General features: G+C 71.1%; 26 protein-coding genes and 1 pseudogene. 8 read left to right on the top strand and 19 right to left on the bottom strand.

Annotated features, from left to right (window positions below):
- Positions 1 to 41 precede the first annotated feature (41 nt).
- From ACI8AF_RS00790 to ACI8AF_RS00780, 3 genes are all read right to left on the bottom strand, one after another.
- A complete protein-coding gene (locus ACI8AF_RS00790; RefSeq protein WP_456537748.1) occupies positions 42 to 1490 on the bottom strand; it encodes an oligosaccharide flippase family protein in 1449 nt (482 codons plus the stop codon).
- Positions 1487 to 2305: an alpha-1,2-fucosyltransferase gene (locus ACI8AF_RS00785; RefSeq protein ID WP_456537747.1), complete on the bottom strand. Its 819-nt coding sequence runs from the start codon at positions 2303 to 2305 to the stop codon at positions 1487 to 1489. The genes ACI8AF_RS00790 and ACI8AF_RS00785 overlap by 4 nt, the downstream gene beginning before the upstream one ends.
- 172 nt (positions 2306 to 2477) lie before the next feature.
- Positions 2478 to 3536 (bottom strand): acyltransferase family protein, encoded by a 1059-nt coding sequence (locus ACI8AF_RS00780; RefSeq protein ID WP_456537746.1) that lies wholly within the window; start codon positions 3534 to 3536, stop codon positions 2478 to 2480.
- 680 nt (positions 3537 to 4216) lie between these two features.
- Between ACI8AF_RS00780 and ACI8AF_RS00775 the strand changes: the two genes are divergently transcribed.
- A complete protein-coding gene (locus ACI8AF_RS00775) occupies positions 4217 to 5731 on the top strand; it encodes a sugar transferase (RefSeq protein WP_456537745.1) in 1515 nt (504 codons plus the stop codon).
- Here ACI8AF_RS00775 and ACI8AF_RS00770 read toward each other — a convergent pair.
- From ACI8AF_RS00770 to ACI8AF_RS00760, 3 genes are all read right to left on the bottom strand, one after another.
- Entirely contained in the window at positions 5725 to 6471 is a 747-nt protein-coding gene (locus ACI8AF_RS00770; protein ID WP_456537744.1) for a PP2C family protein-serine/threonine phosphatase, read from the bottom strand. The two genes, ACI8AF_RS00775 and ACI8AF_RS00770, sit on opposite strands and share 7 nt — an antisense overlap.
- Before the next feature lie 126 nt (positions 6472 to 6597).
- On the bottom strand, positions 6598 to 7044 hold the full coding sequence (locus tag ACI8AF_RS00765; protein ID WP_456537743.1) for a hypothetical protein: 447 nt from the start codon (positions 7042 to 7044) through the stop codon (positions 6598 to 6600).
- 159 nt (positions 7045 to 7203) lie between these two features.
- Entirely contained in the window at positions 7204 to 7596 is a 393-nt protein-coding gene (locus tag ACI8AF_RS00760) for a hypothetical protein (protein ID WP_456537742.1), read from the bottom strand.
- A 444-nt stretch (positions 7597 to 8040) separates the two neighbouring features.
- Between ACI8AF_RS00760 and ACI8AF_RS00755 the strand changes: the two genes are divergently transcribed.
- Together ACI8AF_RS00755 and ACI8AF_RS00750 are read left to right on the top strand one after the other, a co-directional pair.
- Positions 8041 to 8592: a hypothetical protein gene (locus ACI8AF_RS00755; protein ID WP_456537741.1), complete on the top strand. Its 552-nt coding sequence runs from the start codon at positions 8041 to 8043 to the stop codon at positions 8590 to 8592.
- A gap of 129 nt (positions 8593 to 8721) precedes the next feature.
- Entirely contained in the window at positions 8722 to 8937 is a 216-nt protein-coding gene (locus tag ACI8AF_RS00750) for a hypothetical protein (RefSeq protein ID WP_456537740.1), read from the top strand.
- Positions 8938 to 8953: 16 nt separating this feature from the next.
- Here ACI8AF_RS00750 and ACI8AF_RS00745 read toward each other — a convergent pair whose 3' ends face one another.
- On the bottom strand, positions 8954 to 9610 hold the full coding sequence (locus tag ACI8AF_RS00745) for a hypothetical protein (RefSeq protein WP_456537739.1): 657 nt from the start codon (positions 9608 to 9610) through the stop codon (positions 8954 to 8956).
- Between the two features lie 240 nt (positions 9611 to 9850).
- On the opposite strand from ACI8AF_RS00745, the gene ACI8AF_RS00740 reads away from it, so the two are divergent.
- From ACI8AF_RS00740 to ACI8AF_RS00730, 3 genes are all read left to right on the top strand, one after another.
- Positions 9851 to 10651 (top strand): hypothetical protein, encoded by an 801-nt coding sequence (locus tag ACI8AF_RS00740; RefSeq protein ID WP_456537738.1) that lies wholly within the window; start codon positions 9851 to 9853, stop codon positions 10649 to 10651.
- Between the two features lie 123 nt (positions 10652 to 10774).
- The gene (locus ACI8AF_RS00735) at positions 10775 to 11494 is read left to right on the top strand and encodes a hypothetical protein (RefSeq protein ID WP_456537737.1); all 720 of its coding nucleotides are present in this window, start codon (positions 10775 to 10777) and stop codon (positions 11492 to 11494) included.
- A 158-nt stretch (positions 11495 to 11652) separates the two neighbouring features.
- Entirely contained in the window at positions 11653 to 11943 is a 291-nt protein-coding gene (locus ACI8AF_RS00730; RefSeq protein ID WP_456537736.1) for a hypothetical protein, read from the top strand.
- A 436-nt stretch (positions 11944 to 12379) separates the two neighbouring features.
- Here ACI8AF_RS00730 and ACI8AF_RS00725 read toward each other — a convergent pair whose 3' ends face one another.
- Positions 12380 to 13297, bottom strand: a complete 918-nt coding sequence (locus ACI8AF_RS00725; RefSeq protein WP_456537735.1) for a GGDEF domain-containing protein — start codon at positions 13295 to 13297, stop codon at positions 12380 to 12382.
- Positions 13298 to 13398: 101 nt separating this feature from the next.
- The gene (locus tag ACI8AF_RS00720) at positions 13399 to 13875 is read right to left on the bottom strand and encodes a response regulator transcription factor (protein WP_456537734.1); all 477 of its coding nucleotides are present in this window, start codon (positions 13873 to 13875) and stop codon (positions 13399 to 13401) included.
- Between the two features lie 372 nt (positions 13876 to 14247).
- Between ACI8AF_RS00720 and ACI8AF_RS00715 the strand changes: the two genes are divergently transcribed.
- Positions 14248 to 14601: a hypothetical protein gene (locus ACI8AF_RS00715; protein ID WP_456537733.1), complete on the top strand. Its 354-nt coding sequence runs from the start codon at positions 14248 to 14250 to the stop codon at positions 14599 to 14601.
- Positions 14602 to 14667: 66 nt separating this feature from the next.
- On the opposite strand, the gene ACI8AF_RS00710 is transcribed toward ACI8AF_RS00715, so the two are convergent.
- The 10 genes and pseudogenes from ACI8AF_RS00710 to ACI8AF_RS00665 form a co-directional block, all read right to left on the bottom strand.
- Positions 14668 to 15021 carry a hypothetical protein gene (locus ACI8AF_RS00710; RefSeq protein ID WP_456537732.1) on the bottom strand — a complete coding sequence of 118 codons (354 nt, stop codon included), beginning with the start codon at positions 15019 to 15021 and terminating at the stop codon, positions 14668 to 14670.
- 157 nt (positions 15022 to 15178) lie between these two features.
- Positions 15179 to 17467 (bottom strand): putative bifunctional diguanylate cyclase/phosphodiesterase, encoded by a 2289-nt coding sequence (locus tag ACI8AF_RS00705; RefSeq protein WP_456537731.1) that lies wholly within the window; start codon positions 17465 to 17467, stop codon positions 15179 to 15181.
- 82 nt (positions 17468 to 17549) lie between these two features.
- Entirely contained in the window at positions 17550 to 18368 is an 819-nt protein-coding gene (locus ACI8AF_RS00700) for a hypothetical protein (protein ID WP_456537730.1), read from the bottom strand.
- A gap of 1 nt (position 18369) precedes the next feature.
- Positions 18370 to 18792 (bottom strand): S-adenosylmethionine decarboxylase, encoded by a 423-nt coding sequence (locus ACI8AF_RS00695; protein WP_456537729.1) that lies wholly within the window; start codon positions 18790 to 18792, stop codon positions 18370 to 18372.
- Positions 18793 to 18879: 87 nt separating this feature from the next.
- Entirely contained in the window at positions 18880 to 19899 is a 1020-nt protein-coding gene (gene nrfD, locus ACI8AF_RS00690) for an NrfD/PsrC family molybdoenzyme membrane anchor subunit (protein ID WP_456537728.1), read from the bottom strand.
- Positions 19896 to 20978, bottom strand: a complete 1083-nt coding sequence (locus ACI8AF_RS00685) for a 4Fe-4S dicluster domain-containing protein (protein ID WP_456537727.1) — start codon at positions 20976 to 20978, stop codon at positions 19896 to 19898. Before ACI8AF_RS00685 ends, nrfD begins: the two co-directional genes overlap by 4 nt.
- Positions 20975 to 24268, bottom strand: a pseudogene (gene fdh / locus ACI8AF_RS00680) (formate dehydrogenase). Before fdh ends, ACI8AF_RS00685 begins: the two are co-directional and overlap by 4 nt.
- A gap of 41 nt (positions 24269 to 24309) precedes the next feature.
- Positions 24310 to 25071, bottom strand: coding sequence for a GDSL-type esterase/lipase family protein (locus tag ACI8AF_RS00675; protein ID WP_456537726.1), 762 nt, complete (start codon positions 25069 to 25071; stop codon positions 24310 to 24312).
- Positions 25072 to 25192: 121 nt separating this feature from the next.
- Positions 25193 to 25318 (bottom strand): hypothetical protein, encoded by a 126-nt coding sequence (locus tag ACI8AF_RS00670; RefSeq protein WP_456537725.1) that lies wholly within the window; start codon positions 25316 to 25318, stop codon positions 25193 to 25195.
- Between the two features lie 104 nt (positions 25319 to 25422).
- Entirely contained in the window at positions 25423 to 25683 is a 261-nt protein-coding gene (locus ACI8AF_RS00665) for a hypothetical protein (RefSeq protein ID WP_456537724.1), read from the bottom strand.
- Between the two features lie 120 nt (positions 25684 to 25803).
- On the opposite strand from ACI8AF_RS00665, the gene ACI8AF_RS00660 reads away from it, so the two are divergent.
- Positions 25804 to 25950 carry a hypothetical protein gene (locus ACI8AF_RS00660; RefSeq protein ID WP_456537723.1) on the top strand — a complete coding sequence of 49 codons (147 nt, stop codon included), beginning with the start codon at positions 25804 to 25806 and terminating at the stop codon, positions 25948 to 25950.
- The last annotated feature ends 19 nt before the right edge of the window (positions 25951 to 25969 follow it).

Raw genomic sequence — 25969 nt, 5'->3', positions numbered from 1 at the left:
TCCGGTCGTCGGGCTGAAGTTGTCGACGAGCGGCCGAGCAATCACCCACGGATGACCCCGTATCTCCGGATCAACTGCACAAACGGCAGGTCCCGCCGACGTGTCCAGCAGATGACAGCCAGAGGAACGTAGACGAACAGCCCTAACGCCAGCAGCCACGGGAGGTCACGAGCCAGTGCACCCGCGTTCACCATGAGCAAGCTTGCACCGACCAGCCCGATCGAGACGAGGGCAACCAGAGAATAGTGCCGGACCAACGCTTGAACGGCCAGCAATCCAGCCCGTGCGGACAACCACACGTGCAACCCGTGCATGGCCACCAGTCCCGTCAGGATGGCCCCCAAGACGGGAACGACACTTCGGGAGGTGATCGACCACACGCCACCGACGATATTGACGCCGATGGCGATGGCATGGCCAGCCCATATCCAACGAAATCTGGCCAGTACCTCCAATGCGCTGACCAAGACGAACACCACGGTCTGCACGGCACCCACGATTGCCAGGACGGGCACGAGAAGCTCTACTTCGGCCCACCCTTGCCCGAAGACAAGGGGGACAAACACCGGTAGCAGAACCGCAAGGACGCTAGCGATGGGAAGGCAAACCCATGCGACGAGCCCCAGCAGGTCGGCCCACACTCGACGAGCTCGTTCGGAGGTCGATATGTCGTGTCGGAACTCTGGATACAGCGCCTGGATGAGGGAGTTCTGAATCTGGTAGAACGGCGTGGTCGTGACAACCTCGGCTCGGTTCATGTGCCCGAGCAAGGGTGCCCCGAATGCTCGTCCCAGCGACAGTTTGCCGACGTTGCCGGCGGCATAGGAAAGGAGAGAGGACACGGTCATGCGGAGGCTGTAGGCGACATCGGGGAGGGCTGCGCGGAGGTGTGGTCGTGCGTTGAACGTGCGCCTGCCGAGGAAGAGGCAGCCAAGCCCCGTCATCGCTTGCGCGATCACCGGGGAAGCGGCGAGGGCTTGGGGCGACTGGACGACGGAGACGGCCAATACACCGATGCCCATACCGGCGATATTGGCACCGAACGTCATGCCGGCCAGTGCCCGGAAGCGGCTCGACCGAAGGAGCACTCCAGAACCGATTGCCACAGCAGGAGCGAAGAACGAACCGATGGCGAGTACGTGGAGAACCGGTTGCACCCCGTCGACGTTCCAGAGTTCAGCCCACCCGTCGGCGGATGCGACCAGCCCTAGCGCGGCGATGCCTCCGACGATGACGGCATACGCCAAAAGGCTGCTCAACCGGGCGCTCTCCACGACGATCATGCGGCTGATCGCCTGCGGCAAGCCCGCTGTCGCCACCAACGTGATGAGCGCCGCGACCGTCAAGGCGACGCCGTACTGGCCGAACGCCTCCGCATCGAGCAAGCGCGAGGTGACGGCGGCGTATCCGAGCTGTACGACCACCGTCGCGACCTGGGCTCCGTAGTTCCACGCCGCCCCCACGGCCGCTACTCGCGCACCGCCCGTCACGTGGAGTCCAGGCCGGAGGACCGCGGCACGAGCACCCAGTCACGGCTCTCCAGACGCTGGCCGGGGACCATGCTGAAGGGAGCCGGGGCGGCGACCGACATGGGCGGGCGCTCAGAGAGGGATGCCGCCCACCATGAGAAGGTGCTGCCCGACAGCACCAGATAGCGATGCCGGGAGAGGGCGATCATGTCCTCGGCCGCGTTGCCGGGAACCACATAGCGAGCGTTCGGCAGCCGCAGTTCCTGCCGGCACCAGTCAGGATCGTCGGAGTACACAGCGACTCGAGCGTCTGAGCCGAGCCCGTTGGTCGACGTCAGCGCTTCCAGCGCCCTGGGGTAGTAGTCAGGCGCGAGCGCGGAGACATGCAGGAGCATGTCCCCGCGCCGGACGTGCATCGCCACCTCTTCACGGCCACCCAGCGACTCTGGTCGAGCGACCTCCGCCCGGAGCGCCGGGAGGACCTCCTGGAGCAGCTGCGGATGCTGCCAGTAGCCGTAGTACCACGCCGCGGGGGGGAGGGCTGAAGCCTCCGGGGGAGGCTCGCCAGCGACTTCTCGAACGATGACGCGGGGGCCGAGGGAGCGCCTGATGATCTCGGCGGCCTTGGGCAGTCGTCCCATCGGGTGAGGCAGCAGGCCCACTACGGAGGCCTGTGGCAGACGCCGCATGCCGATGTCCCACAGAGCAAGGTAGTCCGGTCGCTTTCTGTACGCGCTCAGGTCAAGGTAGCTGTCCAGGCCCGTCTGCACCTCCAGCCACCGCGCGAAGGCGTATTGGAATAGTTGATTGCCGAGGCCCCCGACGAGACCTACCACATTTCTTCTCAACGTCAGATCAAACCGTGCACCGAGATGCTTCCGGCTCAGATTTATGCAGCCCCTTGTGCATGTCCTCAAGTCCTCTTCTTACTGCCTCGACCACGAACACCTGACGGGTTGGAACGATGAGCTCTACCATCGCATTTCGACGATAAGTCATGCGGTGCGCCTATTCCTTCGTGGAGTCGGTCATGCCGGCGACCCCTGTCTGCCGGGATACCTCCTGTGGTGGCGCGAGCGCGATCGAGCGCGATCGTCCGCGGAGCAAGGCGTTGCAGGGTCGCTCGACCAACAGGTGCAGCGCAACAGCGCACACCGCGGCCGCCAAGAGCATCACTCCCACCACCAAGGGCGCAGAAAGAGGCAGAACGGGCTTCAGATTTATGATCACCAGCTCGTGCACCAAGTACAACGCGAAGGACGCCTCACCTGCGAAGACTGCGTAGCGACCGGTCAACCAGCCGGCGTCACCCCGAAGGTCTCGAGCCACAGCGGCGAGCAAGAGCACGAGGAAGACCCCCGCCAGCGGAGCGTTTGCCAGCGGGGGGCGAAGTAGGTACGCCAGGCCGAATCCCGCCGCCGCGGCCGCCCACGTCACATATGACGGCAAGGCAGGACGCCATCCTCGACGAAGCGCCAGCCCTGCCGCCATCCCGAGCACGAACTCACCCAGCCGGGTCAGAGGAAGGTGATGGGAATAACCCGGCGCGACGAATCCAGCGGCGAAGCTCACCGAGAGCATAGCCGCACTGATTACCCACGGCACCCACGCGGGCGAGCGCGAAAATACACGCACTAAGACCGGAAAGGTGGCGTAGAAGAAGGCTTCGCAGCTCAGCGTCCACGCTACGCCGTTCATCCCGAACACTATCCGATAATCATGCCACCAGGACTGGACCAACAGAATATTCGGAATGGCCTCCGGGACACCGCGGGCAACCGCGACCACTGGGACGACGGCAGCAATGCCGAATACGACTACGTGACTGGGCCAGACCCTTGCGAACCTCCGCCGGTAGAAGCGCAAGGCAGCTAATCCCGGCTCGGTTCCCCAAGCGAGCACCAAGCCTGACAGCGTGAAGAAGAAGGTAACGCCGACATACCCGACCTTGGACACTTGCCAAGGTAGTGAGCCAACTTCCCACACATGCAGGTGGAAAATCACCACTCCGGCTGCCGCGAAGAAGCGCAATGATGTAAGTCGTGGCAGCGGAGCGGCTCTGGACATGGCGTCGGACTCTACCTCGATGCTCGACGAGGACGATGATGGCGATCATCAAGGGATCGGGCTCTTAGACGATGGCCTATCGTCAGCAGACCCAAGAGCCTTGAGCACCCAGTCGAGTGAAGTCATGTGGGCGACAGGCCGCAAGTGGATCTTGCAAATGGTCCCTGTGCGCCTACCGCGCTCAGAGACAATTTCGGATCGCCGCCGTTCCAGACCCCCTTCTCGACTCGAGGATGCCTCTCGATGTCGACACGATCCGCAGAGACGCAGCTGTTGCCCGACGGCGCCATGGCCACTCGTGGTACCGAGCTTCCGCCGTTCGACGTGTTCGACCCCTTCAGCGCAGGCAGGTCGCCGAGCTGAGACGCTCCAGCGAAGCTCCTGCACTCAGGAGAACTGGTCTCACGTTGCGCGTGTAAAACCGCTCGGCTCGCGGGACAACCACTGACGCGAGCCGATCCGAGGCTCGCCTTTGCCTGGTCCAGACGCTTCCCGAGGCCCGGGTGGCCAGCCGCGCATCGGCGATGTCAAACACCATGTCCCCCTCATGGGTGACATGACTGTCTCCCACGAATCGGGCCTCCACCGTTCCTGAAGATATCTCCGATGGGGCGGGTTATCGTCCGCGACCTAGCGTTGGACTAGGAAATCATGTGATTCGCGCAGCACGGGGGTTCGTGATGTCGTCGAACGTGCTCGACCCGGCTAGCGATGCTGGCCGGCAACCACAGGAGGGCTGGTACCGGTTCGCCGACAACATAGCCGGCGACGGGACGGAAGCTCGGCGGGCCTGGCGGACTATCTACGCCCGCCGCGCGATGGTCTTCGACACCGCTTGCGCCGCGCTCGCCGCAGTCTTCGGGTACTTCTTCTGGTTCACGTGGTCCGACCTCGATCCGTTACCCAGCCCGCCATTCTGGATCGTCGTTCTCCTGCCCCTGATCTGGGTGCCGGCGATGGGCGTCGCAAGGACGTACGAGCAACGGTTCCTGTGGGTGGGCGTCGAGGAATACCGGCGGGTGGTCGCTGCCGCCGTGGTGATGGCCGCTGGCATAGGAACCGTCGCCTGGGCCTTCCGCATCGAGCTGGCCCGCGGGTTCATCGTCGTGGCTCTCCCTGTGGCCACGCTCCTCACGCTCCTCCAGCGGCTCGCGCATCGACATTGGTTGTGGAGGCGACGCCGGAAGGGTCAGTACCAGCAGACCACCATTCTCGTCGGCCATCGGAGCGCCGTGGCCGCTCTTGATGAGCAACTGCAGCGCTCGGCTTACCAGGGATACCGCGTCATCGGCTGCTGCTTGCCCAAGACCCCACACTCCCGCGGGACGGATGCGTTCAACGGGCTCCCCATTCTGGGCGGATTGGACGAGGTCGCCGAAGTGGTGGTGCGCTTCGAGGTGGACACAGTCGCCGTTCTGCCGAGCCAGGAGATGGATGGCCCGGCCCTACGGAGGCTCGGCTGGGAGCTTGAGGACACCTCTGCGGAGTTGCTCGTCGCACCGGCCATCACCGACGTCGTGGGTCCCCGAGTCCACATCCGTCCCGTTGCCGGCCTGCCACTGCTGCACCTGGATCGACCGGAACTGACGGGGGTCCGTCGCCTCACCAAGGAGCTCTTCGACCGGACCACGTCCCTTGTCGGGCTGCTGTTCCTCTCTCCACTGCTGTTGACGATCGCCGTCGCGGTCGGCGTCACCAGCCGAGGACCGGTCCTCTTCCGGCAGCAGCGCATCGGCCATTGCGGCGAACCGTTCACGATGCTCAAGTTCCGCAGCATGGTCCAGGACGCGGATGTGCTGATGTCCGAGTTGAATGCTGATCAGCACAGGGAGAACGACGTCCTTTTCAAGATGCGCAACGACCCCCGGGTCACCCCCGTCGGCAGGTTTCTCCGGCGCTACTCCCTCGACGAACTTCCACAGCTCCACAACGTCCTGCGTGGTGACATGTCTCTCGTCGGCCCGCGGCCCCCGCTCGCCAGGGAGGTGGAGAAGTACGGCGAGGACATGCGACGCCGATTTCTCGTCAAGCCCGGCTTGACAGGGCTCTGGCAGGTCAGCGGACGCTCCGATCTCTCTTGGGATGACTCGGTTCGCATCGACGTCCGCTATGTCGAGAACTGGTCCCTGGCCTTCGACCTCATGATCCTGTGCAAAACCGTCAAGGCCGTCCTGCGCGGAGCCGGCGCCTACTGACCCGTGACGCCGGCTCCGGGCGCCCGAACGATGACCACCGTGACGTTGTCTTGAGCCCCCGGCTCCACAGCTGAGGCGACCAACTGCTCCGCGAGCCGCTGGTCGTCGTGCTCATTCGCCATCAGCTCGGCGATACGGGTATCGCCCAGCTCGCCGGTCAGACCGTCGGAGCACATGAGGAAACGCTCGCCCGGGGTAATGGGTAGGAACTCGTAGTCGGCCCCGCCCCGGTCGCCGAAGCCTAGCGCCTTGGTGACCATGTGCCGCTGCGGGTGCGTGAGCGCGCGCTCCTCGCTGATCGCACCGGCGTCTACCAACGCCTGGACCACTGAGTGGTCCTTGCTGATCTGCTGAAGGCCGCTGTCTGGCGTCCAGTGGTAGATGCGCGAGTCCCCGACATGGAAGACGAGCCAGCCGACGGCTCCGTCCCGCTCGGTCAGCGCCACGCCGGCCACCGTCGTCCCGGGCCGACTCATGGCGTCGTAGGACTCCCCGAGCGCCATGATGTCCTTGTCCGCCTGCTCGAGCGCGGCGCTGATCGTGTCGACGTCGAGCGCCGGTCCGCTAGCGAGCTCGGTCAGGCGGGCGACCGCCCGCGCGCTCGCCTCACTCCCCGCAGCGTGGCCGCCCATGCCGTCGGCGACGGCGAACACCGGCGGCGCCACCAGGAACCTGTCCTGGTTCTCGGCCCGCTGCCCCGGGTGTGAGGCGGCTCCCCAGCTGAGCTCAGGCAGATTCATCGACGCTCCCGTCCACGACGTCCTCGACCCACGACCCACGGCCGCCCCCGCGGGCGAGCCCGGAGAGCGTATTCGCTGGTCGGTGCCTCCGGCGACGGTAGGGCGCGCCTCTGGGGAAATCCGGGATCAGTACGGAGCGGCTGACAGGAACGCGACGAGCACGATCAGGCCCGGGATCGCGCCGATGATCCCGCAGACCAGGCCAGCGATCGCCAGCCCTGTGCTCGCCCCGGTCTGCTTGCCCTGGTTCATCCCGATCGCGCTGAGCACGATGCCGGTCCCGGCGATCAGGAAGCCGAGGAACGGGATCCAGCACAGCACCAGACCGGTGACACCCGTGACGAAACCGGCGATGCCCATGCCGTTCTGCGGCGGCGCCGGCGCGTACACCGGGTAGCCCTGGCCGTAGCCGTACGGCAGCGCCTGCGGTGGGAAGGGTCCCTGCGACGGCTGACCCCAGACCGGCTGGGCCCCGTAGGGCTGGGCACCGTACGGGTGCGCGCCGTACGGGTGCCCGTCCTCCTGGGGTTGCTGAGGCTGCTCCGGGTGGTAGCCGTGCTGGCCACTCGTCACGACGTCCTCCGCTCGCTCTCGGCGTCGGTGACGCCCCGTAGGTCGAGTGTGGGCCTCGCCGGCCTCCGGACAAGCGCGGCACACCCCAGAGAGGCAGGATGACGACGGGCCGGCGTCCGACCGCCGGAGCAGTCAGGACGCCGCGCCGCGATCGAGCGATCAGTAGGTCGACAGCGTCGAGGCGACCGAGAACAGCGCGATCAGCACGAAGATCTGCGGAATGATCGCGATGATCCCGCAGACAAGACCCGCGATCGCCAGCCCGGTGCTGGCGCCCTTCTTCTTGCCCTGGGAGATGCCGACCGCGCTGAGCGCGATCCCGGTCAGGCCCAGGAGCAGGCCCACCCAGGGCACCCAGCACAGGACGAGGCCGACGAGTCCGGTGACGAAGCCGGCGACGCCGATGCCGTTCGACGGGGCCTGGACCGGCACGGGGGCGTAGCCGTACGGCTGCGGAGCCGGCGGGGCGTAGGCCTGCGGCGCCGGCGGGGCGTAGGCCTGTGGCGCCGGCGGGTTGGGCGGGTAGGTCGGGTCGTACTGCTCGGTGGACATGGGTTCCCCGTTCGGGTTCGGACGTCGGCTCGTCCGACGTTCCGGAGCAGAGTCGTGACGCACGTCGCCCGTGGCAAGCAGGCGCGGCCCGCGTATCGGGCGTGGCTCTCGCTCTGGAACACCTGCCCCGCACGTCGCAGCTGCTGTCACCTCCGTGGGGTACTTCTTTGACGTTGCGAGCACTTCAGTGGTGCGCAATGGTCCTGCGTGAACGGAGCGCTCGTGGCGCGCTCCCTCGACGGGCCTCCAGCAGCGGGGCACCGGCGTCACCATCTCCACTGCCCGGCGCCCGCGGACCGACCGTGCCCCCGTCACCCCGCGCGCCGATCCCCCATTTCCCGTTCGGCCCCCGGCGTCCCGACTGTCCCGCTCGTCACGTCCCCTCCCCCACCTCGAGCCCCGATCTCCCTAGCGTCGAGGCGGCAGCGGTGGAGGGAGCGGGACGTGGCCACGATCGACGTCGTCGGGCGTCACCGCGCCGTCCCGGTGCGAAAGTCGTCAGTCTGGACCACGGACGGCGTCCGGCGGGCCTGGGTGGCACCGCTCCTCGCCCTCGTGGCCATCGGTCTCCTGCCCGTACTCGGGCACTCCCTGACGTGGCTCGGTACCGCTGTCAGCGAGACACCGACGCGCGCCACGACGACCGAGCCGGCGCGGTCTTCGACGCCGCCGCGCGCCACCCCCACCGCTGGCCGTTCGACCGGCGCCCTCGCCGTTCCCCCTACCGCTGCGACCACGACGTCGTCCGATCGACCTGCATCCGCATCTGCCGCCACCAGCAGTCGGACGAGCAGTGCTCCGGTCGCGCCGCCGCCGGGCACGCCCGACGCCGTAGTTCCGGCCCCGGTGGAGGTGGATCCGCCCACCGGCAACACCGGCACGGCGCGCGATCCGGTCGCTGCCCCGACGGGCGATGCGCCTGTGACCGAGCCGGAGCCGGTGGTGGAGGAGCCGCCCTCGGATGCTCCGACGCCGATCGAGGAACCGACGCCTTAGGACGCCGTTCCGCACCGGGTAAGTCCTGGTGGCGTCACTCGGCAGACGGCTGTGGCTGTTGAGCCGAACTGCCGGTGCGTCGCGTCACGGGTGCGGGTGACTACCCAGGGGTAATGCCACGATCACTATGTGCGATCGACTGTGCGACACGAGTCCCGGCTCGGCATGGCGGCCTCGTCCTGCGGTCTGTGCGGCCACCACGGTCAGGTCATCACGGTGTCCCGCCGCATGCGCAAGGGCCTCGACCTGCTGAACCCGAAGTGGGAGGCCGCTCCCCGCGCCTACGAGCTGTGCCCGGCCTGCGGCGCCCGCCGCGAACTGGAGGACCGGCTCCTCGCCGCCTGACCGTGGCTGAGGGCGACTAGTCGTCGTCCTCCTGCCCCGGTGGCGTCGGCCGCTCCGGCGGCACGGGCGGCTCAGGCGTCTCGGGCGGATCGGTCGCGTCCGTCTCGTCCGGAGCCTCCGCATCCGGCGGCGTCGAAGGCGTGGTCGGGGTGGTCGGCGTCGCGGGCGGGGTCGGCTCCGGGTCCGGCTGAGGAGCGGGCGTGGCACCGTCCGCCGGCTGCGGGATCGGCAACGGCCAGCTGAGGACCGGCGGCGGCGAGGGCGGCGGGGTGGTCGTCGAGGCCGCGGTGGGCGCGGCCTCGGCGGGCGACGTCGTCGCCGCCGCGGTGGGCGCCTCGGCGGACGTCGAGCTGCCCGTGGACCCAGCCGTCGGCCGGGTCGGCGTCCGCGTCGCACGCGACGCCGAGGTCGGGGACTCGCTCTCGCTGTCCTCGGCGGCGGTCGCCCAGCCGTCGCCGACCTCGGTCTGCCGCCAGGGGTCACCCAATTCGCCGTCCGCCCGCGCGCCGGGAGTCGCTGCCACCTCGGCGCTGGAGGCGTCCTGCGCGCGCACGTCGGAGACGTCCGAGACGCCGAAGGCGACGAGCGCGGCAACGCCCAACGCGGCGTTGCCGCCAGCCACCGTCCACCAGAAGCGGCCGCGTCGCCGCTGGACCGCGTGCCGAGCGCTCATCGACCGAACTCCGACGCCCTGCGCAGCACCGCTCCAGCCCCCCGTTCGCGCTTTCAACTTGAGAGTTTCAACCTTGTCATTCGTCGGACGCCAGCGGAAGGGGTGAATCGACTCCGTGTGACCATTCCGTCACAGGCAGAGCTCGGGAGGTGCGGGACGCCTGTGGCGGCCGTGCCGAGGCGGATCCGACACGCTCCAGTATCAGCGGGTGCCACACCTGGCGCCCCTAGCCTTCCGGCCATGCCGTGTCCAACCTGTGGCACGACGAGCCCCCGCACGCAGCTCCTCCCGGGCTATTGGCGGTGCGACGCCCTCGTCGGAGCCGACCAGCTCGTCGGGGCGGGCTCGAGCAGCACGCCGGGCGCCGAGCCGCGCACGTGCGGCGCCATCTACCTCCAGACGCGCACCGACGACTCCGGGCCGCAGAACTGCCGCTGCGGCGAGCGCGCGGTCGGCGAGTGCGCCGAGTGCACCCGCCTCGTCTGCGCCGACCACTCCGACCTGTGGCAGGGCTGGCGGGTGTGCGACCGCGACCTCGCCACCGCCCGCATGAAGGCGCGCGCGGCCGCGCTCGCCGAGGAGAGGCGGCTCCAGGAGGCGGCGGCCGCCGCGGAGGCCGAACGCCGCCGGCTGCGTAGCACCTTCCTCGACCTCTCCCCCGCCCAGGCCCTGAAGCTGCTGTACGTCGCGCAGCCGCGCACCGAGCAGGAGATCCGGTCAGCCGACAACGTGCTGCGCCGGCTGTCGGCCTCGGCCTTCACCCGGCTCTGCCTCGACGTCCTGCCGACCCTCAGCGCCACGGAGAAGACCCGGCGCTCCGGACTGCGACGCCTGTCGGGATGGGCCTTCGCCGGCCCTGATTACCACGACCGCTCGTGGTTCCTGACGGCCAAGGGCGACTGGTACCGCAGCGGCTCCTACGGGGTCGCCGGCGCCGAACAGGGACACCGCGGCGAGAAGGTGTCCTTCGACGACACCGAGAAGCGGGCGGTCATCTACGAGCTCGGCTGGCAGCAGTCGGTCGACAGCGGCGTTGCTTAGTAGAGCCCTCTTCTATCCTTGTTGGACAGGGCGTCTCTCTTTTCGCCTCTGTTCTTGGCGCCTCACCGGAGGCTGGATGGTTTGAGGTGCCGACGACGTGAAGTCCTGCAAAGCTCTGGCCCCATGACGGGGATGTTGAAGCGCTCTGTGCTTTGGGTGATCGACCGCTTGCCAGCCGAAATGGCCGGCCAGGTCGACCTGCTTCGCCCTGGCCTCCGGGTGTCCTGGGGAGGTCCGCTCAACGGCCAACGTCAGCGTCGAGCCATTGTCCGGGGCCTCGCCAGGACCGTCGACTTCGAACTGGTCCTTGAAACCGGAACCTACCGAGGCACGTCCACCGAGTTCTTCTCCGCCGTCTTCGGTGCGCCGGTGCAGACAGTGGAGATCGACCCTCGCTTCTTCGCGTACTCCCGTCGACGCCTAGCCTTCGACCCCACGATCACGGTCTCGCAGGGCGACTCGCGGCCCTTCCTGCGTCGTCTCGCCGCCAGTCACGGTGGTCAGACGACGTTCATCTACTTGGATGCCCACTGGGAGGAGGACCTGCCGCTGCGCGAGGAGTTGGAGATCATTCGCGACGGATGGAGCCGAGCCGTAGTCATGATCGACGACTTTGCCGTCCCAGATGACCCTGGCTATGAGTACGACGACTACGGTCCCGGGAAGGCGCTGACCGCATTGTATCTGCCGGAGATGCCGGGCTGGCGGCTGTTGTATCCCAGCGCCGTGTCATCCGATGAGACAGGAGCCAAGCGCGGTTGCGCCGTCCTCGTATCTCCAGGCCTTCCCGATCTGCATGTGAAGGAGCTCCGGCAAGGCTCCTTCTTGAGTCCAAGCGCGTAACCCGAAGGACCCGATGGTGGTGTTGTCAGCCGGCGAGCTAGCACCGCCCGGCGCCCGACTTCGCGTCAATGGCAGAGCCCGGTCGGGTTCCTCGCGCGTCATTCTTGACCGCGTCCGTCCAGCGCTGTGGCCGACAACGTGCGCGCCGGCTGTCGGCCTTGACCTTCACCCGGCTCTGCCTCGACGTCCTGCCGACCCTCAGCGCCGCGGAGAAGACCCGGCGCTCCGGACTGCGACGCCTGTCGGGATGGGCCTTCGCCGGCCCTGATTACCACGACCGCTCGTGGTTCCTGACGGCCAAGGGCGACTGGTACCGCAGCGGCTCCTACGGGGTCGCCGGCGCCGAACAGGGACACCGCGGTGAGAAGGTGTCCTTCGACGACACCGAGAAGCGGGCGGTCATCTACGAGCTGGGCTGGCAGCAGTCGGTCGACAGCGGCGTTGCCTGACCTGTACCAGCGCGGCTGAGACCGTCAGAACGCCGTCCGACCAGATGAGCGCCTCCGCGGCGGGTGACAGCCTCGCCCGACGTGCGGTCGGCACTCCTGCCACCCGGGCGGCTCCCGATCCGGCAGTGGCAGGGGGCGCGCGCCGACGCCGCCGGAGGATCCGTGGAGGCCGCAACCGCGAGCCGCACGGCATCGGCCGTCGTCATGTCGTCCAGGCGTTCGCTCTTCTCTGTCCAGGCGACAATTCCGGTCGCGGCGAGACGAATTTCCGGAACGAAACCGGAGGAGATATGCGTTGGCTCCGCGCAGTCACCGCCGACGAACCGGGCGTGACCGTTCCGCCGTCCGGCCGGTCACTCGCGCAGGACGGCGGTGTGCTTCGGCGCCGCGCGTCGGCGGCTCCGACCACAGGCTCGCGGTCGCCGTCCGAGGCCCGTCAGCTCCGCTGGGCGCGGCGGACGCTCTTCACGCCGTACATGGCCAGGTCGGCCTCGGCCATGATGCCGTCGGCGTCGTCGCCGGGCTGACCGGAAGCCGACCCGATGCTCGCGCCGAGCCGGACCACGACGTCATCGAGCTCGAAGGGCTGCTCCATGAGCGCCTCCAGCTCCGTCATCCGTGCCTCGAGGGCCGCGCCGTCGATGCCGGGGACGACGACGACGAACTCGTCGCCGCCGAGACGGGCCACTATGTCCTCCGGGCCGGCCAGCTGACGCAGCCGCTCGGCCACGGCCACCAGGACCCGGTCGCCGAGGGCGTGCCCGTGCACGTCGTTGACGGCCTTGAAGCCGTCGAGGTCGCAGAACAGCAGGCCGCAGGATGCCCCGGTCGCCGGGTCCAGGTGCGCGCGCAGCGCGGCGAACAGCGCGCTGCGGTTGGCCACGCCGGTCAGCGGGTCGGTCATGGCCAGCTTGCGCGCCTGCGCCTCCCGCTCGCGGTGCACCGTCACGTCGATGCCGATGAAGGCCATCGCGTACGGCCGGCCGTCGCTGTGCGTCAGCACGCTGGTCTGGAGCTCGATGCGGCGCGCCTCGCCGTCACCGTTCACCCAGTCGACCTCACCCGGGATGGCCGGCTCACCGGCGAAGACCGCCGCGATGCCCACGCGGGCGATCTCGCGCTCGGCGGGCTGGACGACGACGTCGTACAGCGAGGCGCCGGTCAGCTGGTAGCGCGAGCGCCCGCTGAATCGCTGCAGCGCAGGGTTGGCCAGCAGGATCCGGCCGTCGGCGTCGCAGACGAGCACCAGCGCGGCCGTCGCCTCGAGGGTGGCCAGGGCCAGCCCGTCCAGGGCCGACAAGGGCATGGCGACGGCATGGCCGGGCACCGGCGTGGCCGGTGTGGGTCGCTGCATCGCACGCACCGCTGACGTCTCCCCGTGAGGTGGTTCCTGTCCTCAACACCATCGACTGGAGCGACACCCACCTTGTGCGGCACGCACCCGTTCGGGTGACCTCAGGACGGCGGCGGGATCGGCCCGTCCTCCACGGCGCGTACGTACAGGTCGCGACGGGTGGGCGCCGGCCGCCCGACTGCCTGGTACTTGGCCCGGATCCGGCGCAGGTGCGTCTTGAACGTCTCCGCGTTCATCCCGAGCGTGCGCGCGACGGTCGCCAGCAACTCGTTGCCCGACGCGTAGGCCACGAGCACCTCCTGCTGCCGCGGCGCCAGCAGCGGCCGCGGCGACGCCGGGGCGACCGCGGGCCGCACGACGACCGCCGAGCCCTCCTCCAGCACGCTCAGCGCCGCGGCGCTCTCCGCCCAGCCCTCCGCCTCGACACCGGGCGTGCGGGCCAGCAGAGCGGCCAGCTGCCGCCGGTGCCGCGGGTTGCCGCAGACGATCGTGACCCGCAGCGGCGGCTCGCCGTCGGCGTCCACGCGCAGCACCGCCTGGGGGATCGAGCGGACCGGGTGGTCGACGTCGCCGGGCACGGGACCTCCCGCGGACTCGGAGCCGGAACGGTGGCGTCACTGAACTCCTCGGTCAGGGCCGGGGCAACCGCCGCCGCCCGTATCCCGGCCCGCCAACTGGCCGCAAGCCGCGCACGTTGACCGCAACCAGACGCGGACCTGCAGATGCTTGGATGCGTCAGGTGCTCCGCCGGCCATCGGACGCGGGGGGCATCAGATGACTGGTACGGTCCGCGGCTCGCCCGAGCCGGAGAAGGGGTCACCCGACCCCTTCGTCACGCAGGTCTGCTGGCTCGTCGCGACCGCCGGCGGCAAGGACCATCTCGTCCAGCGCTGCGGCGGTCTGGTCAGCGTCCGCACCCTCGACAACTGGACGGCTGGGCCCGCGAGCACGTGCCCGGCTACCCGACCGCCGCCGCGACCGAGCTGATCGACCTGCCGCTGCCCAGCACCGGCGACGGCACCCTCCACACCGAGCTGTCCGGCAGCATCGGCGCCAACGCCTTCGCCGATCCGCGCACGCTGGCGGGCGGCGGCCCGGAGATCTCGCCGAACACCGAGATCCAGGTGCGCTGCCGCTACTACGCGCCCAGCGTGCCCAGCGTCAGCCCCGACGACGTCTGGTACCTCATCGAGTCCGCGGAGTGGAACGGCCTCTGGGCGCCGGCGAACTCGTTCACGAACGGCGACGTCCCCGGCGGCCCGTACACCGACAACACCGATCTCGCGGTGCCGGCCTGCCGATGACCCGTCCCGGAACGACGAGAGCCGGGGCGGTCGCGTGCTGCGACCGCCCCGGCTCCGCCGGGTGGATCAGAGAGAGCCGGCCACCGAGGCCGCGGCGCTGATGATCACGATCGCCGGGATGAGGGCGATGACGCCGAGCACCAGGCCGGCGATGGCCAGGCCGGTGGGGGCGCCCTTCTTCTTGCCGGTCGCGATGCCGACGCCACCCAGGATGACGCCGAGCACGGCCAGCAGGATGCCGAGGGCCGGCACCCAGCAGAAGATGAGACCCAGCAGGCCGGTGACGAAGCCGGCGACGCCGAGGCCGTTGCCCGGCTGCGCCGGCGCCTGGACGAACACGGTCTGCGGGGCGTACTGCGGCTGGGCGTAGGCGGGCTGCGCCTGCTCCGGCTGGGCAGGGGTGTAGGGCTCAGAGGTCACGGATGTCTCCAGTGTCGTGGTCGGCACGTCCGACCGTCGGCGAGGTCGTCGCTCCCGGTCGATCTTGATCCGGAACCGATTCGACTGCTTCTTCGGCAGGAAGCGACCGCCACTTGAGCCGAGCATGCGACAAGGGCGGACGGCGCCGCCCGCGGGGTCAGCGGACGGCGGACACCTGCGCGGGCGCGGCCGAGATCGCCAGCCAGCGCAGGAAGTCCCCCACCGGCATGGGGCGGGCGATCGCGTAGCCCTGCGCCACGTCGCACCCCAGCTGGGCGAGGACGGCCCGGTGACCGGCGTCCTCCACGCCCTCGGCCACCAGCGACAGCCCGAGCTGGTGGGCCAGCGCCACGGTGTGCTCGACGATGGCCGCCGCCCGGGGGTCCCGGTCGACGTCCGCGGTGAGCGTGCGGTCGAGCTTCAGCTCGTCGGCGGGCAGGTGCCGCAGGTAGGCCAGCGAGCTGTAGCCGGTGCCGTAGTCGTCGATCGACGTCCGCACCCCCAGGGCGCGCAGGTCGGCGAGCACCGCCTGGCCGCGCTCCGGGTCGGCCATGAGGGTGTCCTCGACCAGCTCCAGCGTCAGCGCCGCCGGGGGCAACCCGTGCCGTCGCAACGCCGCGGAGATCTTCGAGGGCAGGTCCAGGTCGGTCACGTTGGCCGCTGAGAGGTTCACCGAGACCGGCACCTGCCAGTCGGCCCACCACCGGCCGGCCGCGGTCAGCGCCAGCTCCAGCACGACGTCGGTGAGCGGGCCCAGCAGCCCGGCCTGCTCCGCCGCCGGCAGCAGGTCGGCCGGCGAGAGCAGCCCGCGGGTCGGGTGCTCCCAGCGGACGAGCGCCTCGGCGCCCACCACCCCGCCGTCGTCCAGCGAGACCTGCGGCTGCAGGAAGACGACCAGCTGGTCGTCGGTCAGGGCGACCCGCAGCTCCTCCATCGTGCGCAGCCGGTCGCCACCGGCGGTGCCGGTGACCGGGTCGGGCGTGTAGACGTGCACGCCCTCGCGCGCCGCCTTCGCCGTGTACATCGCGACGTCGCCGCAGCGCAGCAGGTCCTCCACCGTGGCCGCCGGCTCCGGGCAGGTCGAGACGCCGATGCTCACCCCGACGTGCAGCCGCACGCCCTCCACGGTGAACGGCCGCAGCAGGCGCTCGCGCAGCCGCTCGGCCAGCGCCGCGGCCTCGTTCCCGGCGGTGCCGGGCAGCAGGACGGCGAACTCGTCGCCGCCCAGCCGGGCCAGGAAGTCGCCGCTGCGCAGCAGGCCCTGCAGCCGCGGGCCCACCTGGCGCAGGAGCTCGTCGCCGGCGGAGTGCCCGAGGCTGTCGTTGACCTCCTTGAACCCGTCGAGGTCGAGCAGCAGGAAGGCGGCCGGCCGGTCGACGCCGGCGCGGGCGACGACGTGCGTGCCGCGCTCGATCAGCGCCCGGCGGTTGGGCAGGCCGGTGAGCTCGTCGGTGCGCGCCTCGGTGCGCACCTGGTGGAAGCTGCGCACCTCGCGGAAGGTGATGGTGACCCGCACGATGCCGGCCAGCACGCAGCCGATGGCCAGCCACGCGGCGACGGTGGGCACCGGGTGCGCCCACCCCCACGCCAGCACGACCAGGCTGCCGATGGTGCAGGCCAGCGGCAGCGCCAGCAGCCGCCGGCCGATCCGCGAGCCGTTCCCGCCGTTGACCGGCACCCGCCGGTCCCGGGCGATCGTGGCGGCCACCGCGCAGAGCACGACGCTGACCAGCCAGCCCAGCTCGAGCGGGCCGCCGTCGACGTACGTGCCCTCGTAGCGGACGACGAACAGCGCGAACTCCGACACGCACAGGCAGGACAGCGCGATGACCGCGGTGAGGATCGTGCGGTCGAGCCGCATCCCGAGGATCGCCCCGACCGAGACGAGCACGGCCAGCAGGAGCAGCCCGGTGGTCGGGCCCACCAGCTCGAAGGCGGTGACGGCCCGCTCCCCCGGCCCGGGGTACAGGTACGGGCCGAGCAGGAAGGTGACGCCGGCGGCCAGGCTGCCGAAGGCGGCGATGAGCCCGTCGAGCCACATGCTGGGGTGGAACCGCGGCACGCGGGCACGGATCAGCCCGATCACGCAGACGTACATCGTCGCGTAGCCGGCCAGCGCCAGGACGTCGGCCACCGGGGACGACGGACCGTGGCCCGTCACCCCCGCCGCGAGCACCCGCAGCGCGTTGGCGACCGCACCCACCCAGAGGGCGACGCCCAGCCCCGCCCAGGCCGCCCGCTCGAGGCGCACCCGCCGGGACGCCAGGAAGCAGGCGATCCCGCCGGCGAGGTGGGGCAGGTTGTAGAGGACGACGTCGTAGGCCCGGTCCCAGGCCGCGCCGGAGGGGCGACCGCCGACGCCCGTGGCGAAGGCGACCGCCAGCGCGATCGACAGCAGCAGCGGCCACGCGGGGCCGCGCGGCGTCCTCTGCTCGGGATGGTCCACCTCACGACCATCGGCCGGGAGGGGCTCCCGGCGAAGGGCGGCCGGGCACTCCCTCACCTGGACGGGTGAGACGCCGTCCGGGTCAGCTGTCGCGGTTCCCCGACGGGACGACGTCGGCGGCGGGCAGCCCGCTGCGGCGGTAGGCCGGCGGCCGCCAGCCGCTGCGCGGCGCCGCGGCGGGGTGCTCCGGCGGCAGCGCGGCGACCGGCTCGGGCCACGGACGGCCGCGCTCGGCGCGCAGGTCGGCCTGGTCGACGGCGATCGAGCGGAAGCCGACGCCGTCGACCACGCGGAGGGCGAGGTCGGGCCGGGTGGCGCGCACCCCGCGGGCGCACTCCTCGACGCCGACGACGCACGGCGTGCTCGCCGGGGAGCCGAGGTAGAACTGCGACGTCGCCCCGGCCATCGGTGCCCACGGCAGCCCGATGGTGCGCAGCACGCGGAGCACCTTGTCGTCGAGGATCGTCACCAGGCCCTCCACCCCGTTGGCCCGCGTGTAGCGGTACAGGGCGTGGCAGAGCGCGAACGTCGTTTCGATCCGGGCGGCGGCGCGGGCGTCGGGGTCGACGGCGAGCGTCGCGACGTCCCACACCTCCTGCGCGGCGAACCCGGCCGTCCGGAGCGTCTCCTCCGCCGACACGTGCCACGGCGCACCCGCCGCGTCGGTCAGCGACTTCAGCTCGCCGGCGGCGTCGGGGACGATCAACCGGACGGCGCCGAGCGCCCGCCCGCCGGCCTCGTCGAGCACCGCGAGGAAGCGCGAGCGCTCCTCGTACGGTCCGTACTCCTCCGCCATGACGTCGGGGGTGTTGCCGAACGCGGCGAGGAACACCGACGCCTCGACGGTGCGGGCGGCGTCCCGCTGGGCAGGGGTGTCGGCGACGACCAGGCGCAGCGCCACGTCAGAAGGACCGGGCCACGACGGGGCCGGCGTGCAGGAAGTCGCGCGTGAAGGCCACCGCCGCGTCCTCGTCGAACGCCTTGCACGTGTAGACGTCGACCGAGAAGAACAGCCGCGGCTGTTCCCAGGCGTAGAAGTGCGCGCCCGAGGTCTCCCAGTGGATCCAGCCGGCCCAGCCGTACCGGTCGGAGCGGTGGGTGACCGGCTCCAGCAGCTCCACCATGTCGATCTCGCGCGAGAGCGCCGACAGGTAGCGCGTGATCTGCGGCGCGCCGATCGGGCGGGCCGGCACGCCCTCGATCACCAGGCGCTGGCGCACGATCTCCGGGGCCAGGTCGCGCCACGGGGCCGCCCCGCCGGGCCGCGGGCGGTCGGCCGCCCGGAACGGGCCGGCGGGTCGCAGGTCGGGTGGGGAGGCGGTCACCGTGCCAGGGTGGGGGATCGGCGACCGTCCGAAACGATCTTGCAGGGCATGTCGCCGGGCGAGAAGTGACGAAATCGGCAGGCCCGGCTAGGAGCTGACGGTCGGCGCGTGCCCGTTCTGCCGCGCGGCCAGCCGCTCGCGCTGCGGGACGACGGTGTACTTCGGGTCGCGGGCGCTGGCCACGCCGGCCTCGTACACGCCGAAGCGGGTGAGCACCGAGCCGGCCGCGAGCAGCGCCCCGGCCGCCACGGCGCCCAGCCGCCGGCGCCCGGCCACCACGGTCAGCGCCGCCCCCGCCGCGGTGCACGCCCTGGCGGCACGCAGGAACCGGCCCGCCTTGCCCTCGTGGAACGGCTCGCTGACGATCCCGTGCCCGGTCTCGACCTTCCGCATCACGGCGAGCTCGATCGCGGCCCCGGCGACGGCCATCCTGCGCGCCGGCGCGGCCTCGGCCACCGGCGAGAGCGCCATCGTGATCCCGCCGCCGGCGGCCATCCCCGACGCCCCGAACACGTAGGGCAGCTGCTCCCCCGCCGCGTGCCACGAGGGGACGGCGGTGTTGGCCAGCAGCACGCCGGTGTAGGTGGCCAGCGGCCCGGCGAACACCGCCGAGCCGACCGCGCCGAGCCGGCGCAGCACCGGGAACCGGCCGAGCACGTGCAGCCCCGCCGTCGCCACGGCCAGCGCGCTGAACGGCGAGAGGATGTACGTGCCGACCGACAGCGGCGACGTCGGCTTGAACACGCGCAGCATGTGCAGGAACCGCTCCGGCCGCCCCAGGTCGACGACGAGCAGGCCCACCGACGCCAGCGCCCCGCCGCCGGCGAACAGGTGCGCCGCCTTGGTCAGCGCCGGCCGCCCGGTGAACTCGCCGAGCGCCCCCAGCACCGACGTCGCCCCCGACGCGCCGCCGAAGAAGAGGTACAGCGGCACCTCGGGGCTCTTCCAGGCCGGTTCCTTGATGATCGGGCGCCCGTAGTACGAGGTGAACTCGGCCTCGGGCACCATCGCGACCTCGCCGCGGCCGCGCCCACCGCCTCTGCGCCGCCGCTTCTGCAGCGCGGGGCCCATCGCCGGCCGCCAGCCCTGCCCGGGCAGCGGGCTCACCTGCGCCGCCAGGAGGTCGCGAACGCCGACACGGCCACCCCGACGATCATCGCCGCGCCCTTCGCCGCCGCCCGCCACATCGCCGGCAGGTCGCGGGTGGTGACCACCGGGTCCGGCGGCAGCCCGTAGACCTCGGGCTCGTCGAGCAGCAGGAAGAACGCGCCGTTGCCGCCCACGCCGTCGTCCTCGTCGCGGCCGTACAGCCGCGCCGTCTCCACGCCCTGCGCCTGCAGCGTGGCCAGCCGGGCGTCGGCGCGGGCCTGAAGCTCGTCGAGGTTGCCGAACTGGATCGACTGGGTGGGGCAGGCGGTCGCGCAGGCCGGCATCAGCCCGTCGGTCAGCCGGTCGTAGCACATCGTGCACTTGAAGACCCGGCCGTCGTCCTCGCGCCGGCTGATCACCCCGTACGGGCAGCCGATCACGCAGTAGCCGCAGCCGTTGCAGATGTCGCCCTGGACGACGACGGTGCCGAACTCGGTGCGGAACAGGGCCCCGGTCGGGCAGGCGTCGAGGCACCCGGCGTGCGTGCAGTGCTTGCAGACGTCGGAGCTCATCAGCCAGCGGATCTGCTTGTCGCTGCCGCTCTGCCCGGTCTGCGGGTCGTACTCGGAGAGCGCCTCGGCGTTGAGCACCGACGCCTGCGCGTTCGCCAGGCTGTCGTGGTGCGCGTTGGCCGGCGAGCGGCCCGCGCCCAGCGGCTCGGCGTCCTTGCGGTCGTCGCCCGGCCGGCCGAAGGTCGGCATCGGCAGGTCGACCGTGCGGCTCTGCTCGATGAACGCCACGTGCCGCCAGGTGTTGGCGCCCAGCTGCCCGGTGTTGTCGAAGGACATGCCCGACAGCCCGATGACGTCGCGCTCGCCGTGCGAGTCGTCCATCGGCAGCGTGTTCCACTCCTTGCACGCCACCTCGCAGGCCTTGCAGCCGATGCACACCGAGGTGTCGGTGAAGAAGCCCACCCGCGCCGGGTGGTCGTCGTCGTAGCCGGCCTCGGCCTGGACGTCGGGCAGCGGCCCGAACAGCCGGTGGTCGGGGTCGCGGCCCGCGAACGCCGCCGGGCTGGCCGAGCTGAAGAAGCTCACGTCGTCTCCTCGCCGGTCGAGGCCTCCACCGGGGCCCGGCCGTTCACGCCGACCCGGCCGGAGGGCACCCCGGCCCGCACGCGGTAGGACTCGACCAGCGCGAGCAGGTCTCGCCCGCGCGGCCGCGGGCCCGGCCGGATGTCGCAGGTGGACACCTTCGACTCCTGGATGTGCGTGTTCGGGTCGAGCACGATGCCCAGCAGGTCGTTGGCCGAGTCGCCGGTCGAGATGCCGCTGTAGGCCCAGTGGTAGGGCATGCCGATCTGGTGCACGACGGTGCCGTCGCGCAGCCGGATGGGCCGCACCCGCTCGGTGACCAGCACCTTCGCCTCGACCGCCGTCCGGGCGCTGATCAGCGTGGCGAGCTCGCCGTTGGTCAGCCCGCGCAGCTCGGCGAGCTCGGGCGAGACCTCGACGAAGAACTCCGGCTGCAGCTCCGCCAGGTAGGGCAGCGTGCGGCTCATGCCACCGGCCGTGTGGTGCTCGGTCAGCCGGTAGGTGGTGACCGCGAACGGGTAGACCGCGCTGCGCGTCGGGTTGGCCCGGTTCCACGGTCCCTCGATCATCTCGAGGGTCGGGTTCTCCTGCTGCTTGTAGAACGCGTTCTCGACCACGGACTCGGCCGGCTCGTAGTGCGCCGGCAGCGGCCCGTCGACCAGCCCGGCCGGCGCGTACAGCCACGCCTTGCCGTCGCCCTGCATGACGAACGGGTCGTTGCCGGCCAGCGCCGCCTGCGCCTTGGCGCCCTCCGGCGGCACGTAGTCGGGCCGCTTGTCCGCCTCGAAGTCGGGGATGTCCAGCCCGGTCCACTTCCCGGCCTCGTCGTCCCACCAGACGTACTTCTTGCGCTCGCTCCACGGCTTGCCGTCGGGGTCGGCCGAGGCGCGGTTGTAGAGCATGCGGCGGTTGAGCGGCCACGCCCAGCCCCACTCAGCGGCGACCGGCCCCTGATCGCGGCCCGGCTTGCGGCGGGCGGCCTGGTTGACCTCGTCGGCGTAGACGCCGCAGTAGATCCAGCAGCCGCTCGTCGTCGACCCGTCGTCCTTGAGCTGCATGTAGGAGTTCAGCGCCTTGCCGTCGGGGCCGACGCCGTTGATCTCGCGCAGCACCGCCTCGGCGTCGGGGTCCTGGGTCTCCCCGTGCAGCGGGTAGTCCCAGGTCAGCTGCTGCAGCGCCCGGTCGCGCGGATCGGTGGAGTCCTTCAACCGCTCCCGCAGGATCCGGCCCAGGTGGTAGTAGAACCACAGGTCGCTGCGGGCGTCGCCCGGCGGCTCGACCGCCTTGTGCCGCCACTGCAGCACCCGCTGGGTCTGCGTGAACGTGCCCTCCTTCTCCACGTGCGTGGCGGCGGGCATGAAGAAGACCTCGGTGCCGATCGTCTCCGGCGACAGCTCGCCGGTCTCGATCTCGGGCGCCTCGTTCCAGAAGGTCGCCGACTCGATCATCTGCAGGTCGCGGACGACGAGCCAGTCGAGGTTGGCCAGCCCGAACCGGTTCATCCGGCTGTTCGGGTGCCCGACCACCGGGTTCTCCCCGACCAGGAAGTAGCCCGAGACCTTGCCCTCGATCATGTCGGCGATCGTGCGGTAGCTGCTGTGGTCGCCGTCGATCTTCGGCATGAAGTCGAAGCAGTAGTCGTTCTCGGCGGTCGCGTGCTCGCCCCACCAGGCCTTGAGCAGGCTCACCATGTACGACCGCTTGTTGCCCCAGAACCCGGCCTTGCCGGCCGCGTCGGCGCAGTACTCGTCGAGCGTCTGGTGCTGCAGGGCGTGCGGCTGCGGCAGGTAGCCGGGCAGCAGGTTGAACAGCGTGGGGACGTCGGTGGAGCCCTGGATGCTGGCGTGCCCGCGCAGCGCCATGATCCCGCCGCCGGGCCGGCCGATGTTGCCCAGCAGCGCCTGCAGGATCGACGCCGTCCGGATGTACTGCGCCCCGACGCTGTGCTGCGTCCAGCCCACCGAGTACACCCACGCCGTCGTCCGGTCGCGGTTGCTGTTCTCGGTGACCCACGCGGCGACCTGCTCGAAGACCTCCGGCTCGATGCCGCAGACCTCGGCCACCATCTCGGGCGTGTAGCGGGCGAAGTGCCGCTTGAGCACCTGGAACACCGTGCGCGGGTGCTGCAGCGTCTCGTCACGCTTGGGCTTGGCCGGGATGGGCGGCCCGCCGCTGCCGGCCGCCTGCGCGCGGTCGGCCTTCTTGACGTCGGGGTGGTCCTCCGTCCGGTCCTGCTCGGCGGCCTCGGCCGGGTCGTCGGAGCCCGAGTGCGGCGGCTCCTCCGGCTCGTACTGCCAGCTGCCCTCGTCGTACGTGCGGGTTTCGGGGTTGAAGCCGGAGTACAGGCCGTCGAGGTCCTCGGCGTCGACGAAGTCCTCGCCCACCAGCGCCGCCGCGTTGGTGTAGGCGACCACGTACTCCTTGAAGTACTTCTCGTGCGTCAGGACGTGGTTGATCAGCCCGCCGAGGAACGCGATGTCGGTGCCGATGCGGATCGGCACGTGCAGGTCGGCGATCGCGCTGGTGCGGGTGAACCGCGGGTCGATGTGCACGACCTTGGCGCCGCGCGCCTTGGCCTCGCTCACCCACTGGAAGCCCACCGGGTGGCACTCGGCCATGTTCGAACCCTCGATGACGATGCAGTCGGAGTTCGCCAGGTCTTCCAGGAAGTTGGTCGCGCCACCACGGCCGAACGAGGCACCCAGACCGGGCACCGTGGCGGAGTGCTATATGCGCGCCTGGTTCTCGATCTGGATCGCGCCCAGGGCGCTGTAGAGCTTCTTCATGAGGTAGTTCTCCTCGTTGTCGAGGGTTGCCCCTCCGAGGCTCGCCATCCCCATGGTCCGGTTGACGCGCTTGCCGTCGTTGACGTCCTGCCAGCCCTTGCGCCGCGACTCCAGGACGCGGTCGGCGATCATCTCCATCGCCGTGTCGAGGTCGAGGTCCTCCCACTCGGTGCCGTACGGCCGGCGGTACTTCACCGTCGTCACCCGGGTGGGGCTGGTGACCAGCTGCTTGCTCGCGCTGCCCTTGGGGCACAGCCGGCCGCGGCTGATCGGCGAGTCGGGGTCGCCCTCGATCTGCACGACCTGCTCGTCCTTGACGAAGACCCGCTGCCCGCACCCGACCGCGCAGTAGGGGCAGACGCTCGACACCACCTTGTCGGCGGTGGCGGTGCGGGACACCAGCGTCTCCGTGCCCTTGCTCCGCGCGGCCCTGCCGCGGCCGAGCGGGTCGCTGCCGGTCAGTTGGCGGTACACCGGCCACGCGTCGAGCCAGGTCTTCACACCGATGACTCTGCCACCGGCCGGGCATTACGGCACGCCGACGGCCGTCAGGCCAGCGCCTCCTCGACCAGCGGCTGCATCCGGTCGGCCACCGCGGTCCAGCCGGCGTCGGTGGGCCGACCGTCGTCCCCGGTCTCGACCGACCAGCCCTCGGCGAGCGGGTCGACGAACAGGACACCGGCGGCCTCGGCCGCCGCGCGGATCACGTCCCGGTTGTTGCGCACGCCCGCGGGCACGGCGGCCTCGGGCCAGTGCGGGCCGACGACGATGACGACGGCGTCGGGCGCGCGCGCGGCGACCGCGGCGACGGCCTCCTGCGCCGCGACGGCCACCTGGTCGGCGATGCCGGAACCGTCGAAGGCGCTGCCGGCCAGCACGACCACGTCGGCGTCCTCGAGCGCCGTCGCCTCGACGGCCTGGCCCAGGGTGCGGCCGACGGACGGGTCGGTCGCGACGTAGCCGCCGTCGCCGACCGACGCGGTGCCGACGGCGAGGCCCTCGATGCGCTCCGCGAGGACCTGCGGCCAGCCGGTGGCGCCGTCGGGGGTGGCGGTCCAGCTGTCACCGATCGCGACCAGCCGCCGCTGCTCGGGGGCCTCGGTCGTGGTCTCCGCGGCCGTGGTCTCCGCGGCTGTGGTCTCCGCGGTCGTGGTCTCCGCGGCAGCGGGCGGCAGCGGGCGCGGGGTGTCGGCGACCTGGCCGCGGCTCAGCGCGATCGGCAGGCCGACGGCGAGGAACACCGCCCCGGCGACCATGACCGCCCACGCCCACCACGGCGGCTCGCTCCACCACCGACTCCCCCGTGCCATCCGGGCCAAGGTACGGCCGGCGGCCGCGCTGCGCTCCCCGGCGGGTCAGCCGGCCGCGGGCTCGGTAGCCGGGCACGGTGAGACCGGCGGGGCGCCGCACCAGGTGCAGCGGCGGCGCAGGTCACTCGCCACGGACGACGTACCCCTCCAGCACGTCCTCGCGGTGGGCGCCGCGCGCCAGCACCGAGAGGACGGCGGTCACCCCCACCGAGACGAGCAGCCAGGTACCGGCGATGGCCATGAACACGGCCCACAGGCTGCGCCGTCCCGTCGACGGTCGGGTGACGCGCGGCGGAACATCCGCCGTCGATCACCCGGCGACGTCGTTCCCGGGATCCGGGAAACGCCGGTCTACGGCGCGGTCACCGGCTCCGGGACGGCTCCACCGCCCGCCGCGAGGCGCGCGCGGATCCGCGCGGCCTGGCGGCGGCGCTGCTCGGCGCGGCGGCGCAGGGTCGCGATCTGCGCCGGGTCGGTGGCGCGCGCGGCCTTGAGGTCCAGTGCCGCCGCCGTCTCCAGGTGCAGCGCCATCGTGCGCAGGTCGGCGGCGGGGTCCGGACCGCCGGCAGGGTGTGGCCGGGAGGGCCCCGGCCGCTCGTCCCCGAGGATCATGGGGCCCAGGGTGCGGGCGGTCCGCGGTCCGCGCGACTCGAGCACCCGACCGCCCGCCGCGTGTCGAACTTCCGAGGCCCTGGTGGTTTCGACCCGCACCCACCAGGGCACCTGCCCCGCATGACCTGGCTGCTCGTCGTCCTGGCCTGGACGCTGTGCGCCGCGGTCGTGGCCCCGGTCGTCGGCCGCGTCCTGGCGCACGTCGACGCCACGCGCTCCGTGCCCGCCGTGGTCCCCGCGCAACGGGCGTCGCTCACGCACGTCTGAACGACACCGTCCGGTTCAC

Source organism: Blastococcus sp. SYSU D00669, assembly GCF_054050715.1.
This window is presented reverse-complemented; position numbering and strand designations above follow the sequence as displayed.

Bases quoted from the DNA above. Each gene is read 5' to 3' on its own strand.
- ACI8AF_RS00780 (WP_456537746.1), bottom strand. From the start codon at position 3,536: ATGTCCAGAGCCGCTCCGCTGCCACGACTTACATCATTGCGCTTCTTC.
- ACI8AF_RS00775 (WP_456537745.1), top strand. From the start codon at position 4,217: ATGTCGTCGAACGTGCTCGACCCGGCTAGCGATGCTGGCCGGCAACCA.
- ACI8AF_RS00770 (WP_456537744.1), bottom strand. From the start codon at position 6,471: ATGAATCTGCCTGAGCTCAGCTGGGGAGCCGCCTCACACCCGGGGCAG.
- ACI8AF_RS00760 (WP_456537742.1), bottom strand. From the start codon at position 7,596: ATGTCCACCGAGCAGTACGACCCGACCTACCCGCCCAACCCGCCGGCG.
- ACI8AF_RS00745 (WP_456537739.1), bottom strand. From the start codon at position 9,610: ATGAGCGCTCGGCACGCGGTCCAGCGGCGACGCGGCCGCTTCTGGTGG.
- ACI8AF_RS00740 (WP_456537738.1), top strand. From the start codon at position 9,851: ATGCCGTGTCCAACCTGTGGCACGACGAGCCCCCGCACGCAGCTCCTC.
- ACI8AF_RS00735 (WP_456537737.1), top strand. From the start codon at position 10,775: ATGACGGGGATGTTGAAGCGCTCTGTGCTTTGGGTGATCGACCGCTTG.
- ACI8AF_RS00725 (WP_456537735.1), bottom strand. From the start codon at position 13,297: ATGCAGCGACCCACACCGGCCACGCCGGTGCCCGGCCATGCCGTCGCC.
- ACI8AF_RS00675 (WP_456537726.1), bottom strand. From the start codon at position 25,071: ATGGCACGGGGGAGTCGGTGGTGGAGCGAGCCGCCGTGGTGGGCGTGG.
- ACI8AF_RS00665 (WP_456537724.1), bottom strand. From the start codon at position 25,683: ATGATCCTCGGGGACGAGCGGCCGGGGCCCTCCCGGCCACACCCTGCC.
- ACI8AF_RS00660 (WP_456537723.1), top strand. From the start codon at position 25,804: ATGACCTGGCTGCTCGTCGTCCTGGCCTGGACGCTGTGCGCCGCGGTC.